The 7858-nt window shown below is 67.2% G+C and carries 7 protein-coding genes and 3 pseudogenes; 1 reads left to right on the top strand and 9 read right to left on the bottom strand.

Annotated features, from left to right (window positions below):
* The 8 genes and pseudogenes from ACWDA7_RS48235 to ACWDA7_RS48200 all read right to left on the bottom strand — a co-directional run.
* Positions 1-1156 (bottom strand): annotated as a pseudogene (locus tag ACWDA7_RS48235) (IS200/IS605 family accessory protein TnpB-related protein); the annotation flags it as partial.
* A gap of 150 nt (positions 1157-1306) precedes the next feature.
* A pseudogene (locus ACWDA7_RS48230) lies at positions 1307-1923 on the bottom strand (dioxygenase); the annotation flags it as partial.
* 55 nt (positions 1924-1978) lie between these two features.
* Complete coding sequence (locus ACWDA7_RS48225) at positions 1979-2254, bottom strand: hypothetical protein (protein WP_450613967.1); 276 nt, start codon at positions 2252-2254, stop codon at positions 1979-1981.
* A gap of 17 nt (positions 2255-2271) precedes the next feature.
* A pseudogene (locus ACWDA7_RS48220) lies at positions 2272-2726 on the bottom strand (CoA-transferase); the annotation flags it as partial.
* Entirely contained in the window at positions 2723-2914 is a 192-nt protein-coding gene (locus ACWDA7_RS48215; RefSeq protein ID WP_450613965.1) for a hypothetical protein, read from the bottom strand. The pseudogene ACWDA7_RS48220 and the gene ACWDA7_RS48215, both read right to left, overlap by 4 nt.
* A gap of 104 nt (positions 2915-3018) precedes the next feature.
* Positions 3019-4617, bottom strand: coding sequence for a 4-hydroxyphenylacetate 3-hydroxylase family protein (locus ACWDA7_RS48210; protein WP_450613963.1), 1599 nt, complete (start codon positions 4615-4617; stop codon positions 3019-3021).
* The gene (locus ACWDA7_RS48205) at positions 4614-5036 is read right to left on the bottom strand and encodes an ester cyclase (protein WP_450613961.1); all 423 of its coding nucleotides are present in this window, start codon (positions 5034-5036) and stop codon (positions 4614-4616) included. Before ACWDA7_RS48205 ends, ACWDA7_RS48210 begins: the two co-directional genes overlap by 4 nt.
* A complete protein-coding gene (locus ACWDA7_RS48200; protein ID WP_450613959.1) occupies positions 5033-5644 on the bottom strand; it encodes a flavin reductase family protein in 612 nt (203 codons plus the stop codon). The genes ACWDA7_RS48205 and ACWDA7_RS48200 overlap by 4 nt, the downstream gene beginning before the upstream one ends.
* 193 nt (positions 5645-5837) lie before the next feature.
* Between ACWDA7_RS48200 and ACWDA7_RS48195 the strand changes: the two genes are divergently transcribed.
* Entirely contained in the window at positions 5838-6770 is a 933-nt protein-coding gene (locus ACWDA7_RS48195) for a LysR family transcriptional regulator (RefSeq protein ID WP_450613957.1), read from the top strand.
* A gap of 133 nt (positions 6771-6903) precedes the next feature.
* Here the strand turns inward: ACWDA7_RS48195 and ACWDA7_RS48190 are convergent, their stop codons facing one another.
* A complete protein-coding gene (locus tag ACWDA7_RS48190; protein ID WP_450613968.1) occupies positions 6904-7719 on the bottom strand; it encodes a class I SAM-dependent methyltransferase in 816 nt (271 codons plus the stop codon).
* Between the last annotated feature and the right edge of the window lie 139 nt (positions 7720-7858).

Here is a 7858-nt window from a genome sequence, read left to right as displayed (position 1 = left end):
TGTTTCTCCCGGGTCTTGTCCGCGCTGAAGTCGAGGTCTTCGATCGCGATCGACAGGTCGTGGCGTTTCGCCCAGTGCAGGAGCCGGATCAGTGCGTGCCGTACCTGGGCCTCACGGTGGTTGGCGGTGCCGGACAGGTCGTAGAAGAACCGGCGGGGTTCGCCGCATGGGTTGCCGTGCTGATCGAGGCGCCAGGCGGCGAGGTGGTCGGCGTTCGTATCGACACTGATCAGACCGCCCTTGCGGGCGTGGGACAGGGGGACGGTGGTGACCGGTGGAATGGTCCAGGAGGCGGTGAGGTACCAGCGGGAGCGGTCTGTGTCGTAGTGGATGCGGTAGGCCACGGACCGGTTCGTGGTGATGCGGTCGGCCCACTCGTCGCTGCGGTGGTGGAAGACCGCAGCGCCGGTGAGCGTATACCGGCCATGCGGGGCGTTGGCCAGGTGGGCGAGCGGAGCAGGCAGCTTGAGGGATACTTCGCCGTCGGGTGTGACGCGGATGGTCTCATTGCCGAACCGCTTGCCCGATTCCCCGTCCGCCTGCAGGAACCAGCGCGATGCTTCCCAGCGTTGCCGCCACTGGGCCTTGGTGAGTTGGGCGGCGTGCAGGTGGTGCCGGTTGCGCGCGAGCCGCTTCCCGCCGCGCACGATGCGGACGCGGCCCGCAGCGTGGTCGGCCTGCTCGGCACTGAGCCGGTCTTGAAGGACCTGCAGGCGCCGGGTCTTGGCGAACCACTCCTTGGCGTTGCGGTAGCCGCCCGGCGCCCGCGTGCTTCCCTTCTCCCCGATCGGCAGGGACAGGCGGTGCGCGATCGTGTTGATGCCGGTCCCAAGGCTTTGGATATGCGCGAGTTGGGCACGCCGCGCAAGCGCCCACTGATCATGCGTGGCCTTGGTAATACTCCCGGCCCAACCGACGAAGACTCCCCCGTCAGGGCCCGCTTACGCTCCGCCCACGAATCCGAGGAGTGCTCCAGACCGTCGGCGCACCGGCGTTTGAGGTCCTTCGAGGCCAGCGAGCCCAGATGCGCGCCCACCAGGCGCAACACCTCCTCGTCGGAGGCGCTCAAGTGGCTCAGACGGGTGCGGATCGCCACGCCGGACGGGCCAACGGCCACGAAGGGAGCAGCGATCGTGCGCAACGACTCACCACCCATCGATGTACCCCCTCCAACACGCTTGAGCAGCAACAGGAAGAACAGTACGGTCGGGCACTGACATCAGTGCCCGCCATATGACGTGTGCGCGCTGCAACACCACGAACCAGTACATGCTCGTGCACACTCACACATGCTCCTGCACATCCGAAAACGACCAGTTCCCCACCCCCGCCCATTCCCGAGTGGCTGCACGCCGGGTTGCTGGACGTCGTAGCAGCCCTCTTCGTTGGCCTGCCAGACGTCGACAAGCGCGCCCGGCAGCGGTGAGCCGTCCTGCGAGAGGACGCGTCCGGTCACCACACACGGTTTGCCCCCGCCGACCAGGTTGATGGTGTCCCCCAGTTTGCGAGGTGGGGATTCGACAACGTGGAAGGGGCCGAGCACGGTCGCCGGGGTCGCCGGGGTCGCCGGGGTCGCCGGGGTCGCCGGGGTCGCCGGGGTCGCCGGGGTCGCCGGGGTCGCCGGGGTCGCCGGGGTCGCCGGGGGAGTATCGCGGTCGTTGATGGCTTCCACCAGCATCGAGACGCCGAGGACATCGGAGAGCAGGATGAACTCCTGACGAATGCCATCACACATCTGGCCGGTCGCGGTCAAAAAGTCGATCGCTCGCCGCCACTCGGAGTGCTCGGCCGTACGTCCCGCACGAAGGCGTGAAGGTGCCGGGTAAGGGAGGTCATGACCTCTCGCAGGCGTGGGTCCGGGGTCGCGTGGAAGCTTTCGATCACCGCATCGGTGGCGGTTTCCTCGGTGAAACCGGTTGCCATGAGCTGTCCTCAGTCAAAGTCATAACCGTCAGGGTCGGTGTTGCGGAAGATCCGGTCAGCCGAACACGGCGGCCGACGTTGCGGTTTTCCTCCCCGCCCCGTTGGCGTTGCCGAAGTAGAAGTCCTCGATTCGGGGACGAGTCCAACTCGGGCGTATGCGCCAGGAGTCAGCGGATGCTTGGGCGGCCGGATCGACCGGGCGCTTGCGAGGCCGCCGTTGAAGCGGACGATCGGGGTGCGTGCGGGCGTCGATGATGCAGACGGTCTTCACCGCGGGTCCTCCGCGACGGCGAGGTGGCTCGGTCTTGGCGGTGATCTCGTCGAGGGTCACGCCAAGTGCGGTCTCGACTCCCGCACCTCTTTGGGCGGCGAGGCCGGCGCCACCCCGCCGGAGCCGTCGTAGCGCCAGGGCAGGCCGCCCTCGGCGACCTGCGTACCCACCCCGGCCGGGGTGTTGAAAGCCGCAATGCCCGCCCCGCCGGCCCGCACCGCTCGGCCAGCGTGCCCTGCGGAATCTTCGCCACCTCCAGCTCCCCGGCCAGATACCGCCGCGCGAACTCCTTGTGCGCGCGGCGGTAGGACCCGGTCACCCGTGCGATCGGCCCCGCTGTCAGCAGCACCGCCAGAGGCGACTCCATCGCCCCGGAGTTGTTGGAGACCACCGAGGGGCCCGACACGCCCCGCTCGTAAGCGCCTTGATCAGCACGTTCGGCACTCAGCCCGAAACCACCCACCGCCAGCGACGCCCCGTCCGGCTCATCGGCCACCGCCTCCCCGGCCCTGGCGACCGCCTTGTCCCTCATGCCGCGGCCTCGCCCGGCCCGCTCCGGGAAAGGACGCGGCAGGCATCGAAGCAGGCCTTGCTTCCTGCGACCAGGCCGATGACGCCTCCCAGTTCGCGCGTACCGGAGCCGACAACGTGGAACCCGTCTATCTCGGGGACGGCGGCGGTTTCCCCGGCCACGTCGGTTGCCGTGAGGTCTGTTGCCATGAGCTCCCCTGCAGCAAGGTCGAGAACCTTCTGGACGGTGCTGGGTCGTCCGGCCCGGGGCTCAATTGCCCCGGGGCCGGAGCGGTCGGTCAGGCACGGCGTTGTTACGGCCGACCAGTCCCTTCCTTCCTCTGGTTGCCGATGTAGCCCTCGTGGACGTCCTGGCCGCGGGCGTAGTCGGGCTGGAAGCGGACGCTGGCGTAGTGCGAGGCCTTCTCCGCCTCCTGCGCTCGCTTGCCCAGTTCCGCCGTGTCGCCGAAGCCGAGCACGTCGCGGGCCAGCTGGGTGAGCGGCCCGTCGACCTGGTACTCGGTGCGCTGCAAGGTGAGCATGTTGATCAGGTACAGCGGTGTGCCGTTGAACTTCTCGAACATCTCGTGACGCGTGCCCCACTCGGTGAGGAAGCGCTCGCTGATCTGCCGGAAGATCTTGATCCGGTCTCGGGCGCTGATCTCGGAACCGCGCAGCGCCTGCTCGAGCTTGGGGCCGATGTAGGGGTCGTCCAGCTCGCGCTTGGTCGGTTGGATGACCACACCGCGGCCGCAGAAGTCGATCAGCTGGTTGACCATGTCGTGCTGGTTCTCGAGGTAGTGGGCCCGGCCGAAATCGATGTAGATGTTGTTCGGCTTGAACAGTCCACCCGGGGTCTCGAATCCGGTCTCCTCGGCCGCGAGCATGAACGCGCGGCAGGTCTCGCGGAAGCGGATGAGTTCGGCGAGCTGTGCCTTGACCACTGGCTGGGTGCTGGTACCCAGTGCCTGAGTGATCAGCAGTGCGAGACCGACCATGAGTTCGGCGTGTATGCACTGCCGGATCTGGGTTTCCAGGTGTACCCAGTCGAACTGCCGCTGCGGGTACCACTTGGAGTGGTCGGGGTTGCCGATGTGCTGGACCTGCGGCCAGGGGATCAGCACATCGTCGAAGTAGACCATGCCGTCGAGTTCGTCACCGATGGTTGCCAGTGGACGGTCGTAGGGATCGGCGTCGGGCTGGGCCCGCGATTCGCGGGCGACCACGCTCACGCCCGGGGTGGCTACTGGAACCATCGCGTAAATGGTCTGTTCGGGCGTCTGGCCCGGCCGCCACAGGTTGCCGATCAGGAGGTTGTTGACGAAGGGGAGCGAGGTGCCGATGGCCTTCCAGCCACGGACGACGATGCCTTCGTCGTTCTCCTCCACGATGCGCAGCATGGGGGTTTCGGCCAACGCGTCGTCGCGGCCGCGGTCGTACTGCACGTCGACGAACATGGGCGAGATCGCGAGGTCCTTCGAGGTGACCTCTTCCCACTGGCGCTGGATGTTGCCCGTCAGGTCGCGGCGGGGACCGGTGAAGCGGGAGTTCTCGGCCCACGGCTTCTGATCGTCGACCTGGGTGAACATGACGACGTTCATCCCGGCCGGCGGGCGGGTGAAGATGCCGCCCTTGAAGTGCCGGAACAGGAATTCGGCGTACTTGCGGCGGCGGACAGCGTCCTCTTTCGACCGCGGCAGGAACCAGTGCATCGACTGACGCTTGCCGTTCTCGTCGATGAAAGTCGTGATGTCCTGGTGCTCGGGGTCCAGGTGCAAGTCGTAGTACTCGGCGATCGCCTGGGCGTATCCGCGGGTCTTGGGGTGCGTGGTGACGTCTTCGATGAGCTCGCCGCCGACGTAGACCTTGCGGCCGTCGCGCAGCGACTCCAGGTATTCCTTGCCGGTCCTCATGGTGTCTCTCCCGTGGTGGTGCGGTTCATTTGACGGTGGAAGGTGGCGGCGTCCCAGTAGTCCTCGCTGCCGCCGATCAGATCTCCCCTCAGGTGCAACACGTGCATGCCCCGCAGCGACAGACGCTGGCCTCGGGCGGCGAGGGGACCCATCGGCGCCTGCAGCGTCGCGGTGAGCAGATAGGCGATCGCCACCGGTCCGCCCGGATCGGTGATCTGGGTCTGCGGTTCCCAGCGGGCGTCGGGGAACCAGTGAAAGAATCGACGGAGCCCGTCGGCGATGGCCTCCGGTCCCTGGCGAGAGCTGCCCTGCGCGATCTCCTCGTGCCTGGCCCCGGTGTCATAGAGTCGCGCGGCGGCGAGCGGGTCGTGGTGGTTGTAGGCCTCGTACAGGCGGGCCGGCAGACCGGTCAGCTTCATGCCATGGCTTCTGTCATCGCCGCAACCTCTTCGATGTCCATGCTGCGTTGGTAGCGCCCCTGCCCGAACAGCAGTGGCCAGCGGGAGTCGGGCGCCAGGACGGCTCGCACCCTGCCGATGACGACCAAGTGGCTGCCCACGGGCCGTGCCTCGGCTACCTCGCAGTCGAAGGTCACCAGCGAATCCCGCAAAACCGGCGAAGCCACTTCGGCGGGAAGCTCGCTACCTGCGACGACGTAGTCCTCGATGAATTTCACCGCCCCGGGACGTGAGCACAGCTGTGACACGAGGACTTGGTCCTGGCTGAGTAGATTGACGGCGAAACGGCTCTCGCGGTGGATGTCCGCAGCGGTGACACTGCGATGGTTGACGCACACCAGCACCGTCGGCGGCTCCAGGCACACCGAACTGAACGCACTGACGGTCATGCCCCAGGGGCGACCATCATGACGTGTGGTCACCACGGTCACGCTGCCAACCACACGGCTCATCGCCGCCCGGAACGTATCGGGATCCGCCTTCGTCTCCAACGCCCACGGTGCGGGCTCCGGCCCCACGTCGTCATCCCCGCGCAGGTCGCCGGGGGTATCTTTTCCTGATTCAGTCATCGGATCTCTCCAAACCGCGGCGACACAAGTGCCACCGCCAAGGGGAAACCTGCCGCAGTTCAGGCCGTGAATGCCCCACCGCTTGACCGGGACGCTATGAGCAGCCCAATATATCCGTCCAATAGATAATTTGGATTTCTAGTATTTACGCCGTGAATATATGGGCTGGTCAGGGATTATGAACCTACGGAACGTGGATCTGAATCTGCTCGTGGCACTGGATGCCTTGCTGGCCGAGCGCAACGTCAGCCGCGCAGGCCGACGACTCGGCCTCAGTCAGCCCGCGACCAGTTCGTCACTCGCCCGCCTCAGGAAGATGTTCGGGGACCCGCTCCTGGTGCGGCGCGGCAGGGAATTCACCCTCACCGCCGAGGCCGAGCGGCTGGTGCAACCTGTACGGGAGATCCTCAACCTGGTCGAACGGACCATCCAGCAGCGTCCCGAATTCGACCCGAGCACGGACATGCGCACCTTCTCCATCAGCGCGTCCGACTACGCGACGCTGGTATTGCTGAGCCCCTTCGTCCGGGCGGCGGCCGCCGAAGCCCCAGGCGTGACGATTCACGTCCTCCCCAGATCGAGAGATCCACGGCAACTGCTGGACACCGACGAGGCCGATCTCGTGATCGAACCAAGGGAGCTCCTCGGCGACACCGACTTCCCGTCGTATCCACTGTTCAGCGACCAATGGCTGTGCGCGGTCGACGCCGCCAATCCGGTCGGCTCGGCGCAGCAGATAACGCTGGACGAATATCTGCGTCTCCCGCACCTCGTGTACAGCATCGGACCGGACCGGCAACTCGACTTCGCCGACCAGCGCCTCGCCCAGCTCGGCATCCCACGTCGGATCGAGTTCACTGTGGAGAGTTTTCTACTCGTGCCCTTCCTGATCCGAGGAACATCTCTGGCCAGCCTCGTCCTCGAGCGGGCGGCTCGTCAGCTCGCCGCCGCAGCAACCGGCATCCGGCTCCTGCCACCGCCGCTCCCCCTGCCCGACATCCACGAGACGATGTACTGGCATCCCCGTCATACGACCGACCCGGCACACCGCTGGCTTCGCGAACGCTTGCTCGCCTCCGCGAGCGACCTCGGCCGCATGAACGGACTTCCTTCGGACGGAACCTGACTGCAATCGGCGGCTTGCCAACTCGTTAGTGGTCGTAGGCGGTCAGTGCGCGCATGACCGGATGGCCGCGCATGAACCTGGCTCCACTCATCAGGCCCCCTGGAATCGATCACCCAGGGAACCGGGAAGCGCTCTACCGGCGGACCGCCGAGATCAGTCCGCCGGGCCGCTCCTCGCGCTGCGGCGGGGTGCTGATCGGGCGGCCGTAGGCGGCAGCGCGCTCGCGCAGGGTGTGGCTGTCGGCCTCCCAGCCGTGCCCGGCCAGCCAGCCCACCGGATCGTCGGGCATCTCCGAGACCCACATGGACGCCGCCGATCCCGGCACGGCGTCCGCGCCGAAGCGCTCGATCACGCCGCGCGAGCCCAACGTCAGACCCATCCGACTGCCTGCCGCCGACTGCGCGCTGATCCGGGCCAGCAGCAGCTCCACCGCGTCCTCGGGCAGATAGATCAGCAGTCCTTCGGCGATCCACACGGTCGGCACGGCCGGGTCGTGCCCTGCGGCGGCCAGCGCGCCTGGCCAGTCCTCACGCAGATCCACCGCGACGGTAATCCGCTCGCAGCGTGCGACGGCCCGCTCCTGGCGCAGCACCGATGCCTTGAAGTCCAGTGGCGCGGCGGTGTCGACCTCGAACAACCGGGTGCCCTCGGGCCAGTCCATCCGGAAGGCCCGGCTGTCCATGCCGGCGCCGAGCAGCACGACCTGCCGGACCCCGGACGCGGAGGCCTGCTGCAACAGGTCGTCGAGGAACTTCGTCCTGATGACGATGGAGAACGACACGGCCAACCGGCGGCGTCGCGCGGCCTCGTCATCGGGCAGCGGCGGCGAGGAGGGCCACAGGCCGCCTGCGGTGGCGAAGGCCTGTGCCAGTGGGTCGCGGAACAGCGCGTTCTCCCTCTCGGTCTCCAGCGCCCGCACCCTGGCCACCCCCACCGCCGTGGCCCACACTCCCGCCGGCTGCACCCGCTCCTGCTCATCAGTCACCGCGCCAGCCTAAGCCTTGATCCACCGACGTGGCCTGAAGTGGATCTTCTGACGGGTTTTTGAGCGGGTTTCGGGTTGGTGTCTGTGCCTGGGCAGGTGGTAT

The organism is Streptomyces sp. NPDC001156, assembly GCF_053598275.1.
The sequence above is the reverse complement of the archived record's forward strand: the minus strand, read 5'-3'. Positions and strand labels throughout refer to the sequence as shown.